An 859-nucleotide genomic window follows, 5' to 3' on the forward strand; every position below is an offset into this window, starting at 1 on the left:
GAAGTACTTTAACGTAAACGTTTTGTGCTTTCTCAGCTTCTGGAAGGTCTGCAAACTTAGCTTCCCAAAGATAGATTTGTGCCAAGACTTGGTTCGCGAAAGAACCATCCATGATACGGCTAGGGTGACCCGTTGCGTTGCCTAGGTTAACCAGACGGCCTTCTGCTAACAAGATCAAATGATCATTCTCAGCTTTATTGCGGTATACCTTATGAACTTGTGGTTTTACTTCATCCCATTCCCAGTTCTCACGCATGTAAGCTGTATCGATTTCATTGTCGAAGTGACCGATGTTACATACAACCGCACCAGACTTAAGTGCTTGAAGCATGTTTGCATCACATACGTTCGTGTTACCTGTGGTCGTAACGATGAGGTCAGTCTTTGCAAGTAATTCTTTATTGATGCCGTCTAGTGTTCCAGTGTTCACACCATCGATGAACGGAGAAACAACTTCGAAACCATCCATGCATGCTTGCATTGCACAGATAGGATCAACTTCAGTCACTTTTACAATCATGCCTTCTTGGCTTAGTGATTGTGCTGAGCCTTTACCTACGTCGCCGTACCCAATAACAAGTGCTTTCTTACCAGAAAGAAGGTGGTCAGTACCGCGCTTTATCGCATCATTCAACGAGTGACGGCAACCATACTTGTTGTCGTTCTTAGACTTTGTTACAGCATCATTTACGTTGATAGCAGGTACTTTAAGTGTACCTTCTTCCAGCATTTCTAGAAGACGGTGAACGCCTGTAGTGGTTTCTTCAGAAATACCGTGAATGTCATTCAATAGGTCAGGGTATTTTGAGTGAGCCATTTCAGTTAGATCACCACCATCGTCAAGGATCATGTTTGCGTC

At 43.7% G+C, this 859-nt stretch carries 1 protein-coding gene; it reads right to left on the reverse strand.

Annotated elements, in window-relative coordinates; translation table 11 throughout:
- Window positions 1-859 (reverse strand): adenosylhomocysteinase (locus A3738_RS25775; RefSeq protein WP_197474046.1); only part of this gene is annotated, 859 nt, incomplete at both ends.

Source organism: Oleiphilus sp. HI0066, assembly GCF_001635725.1.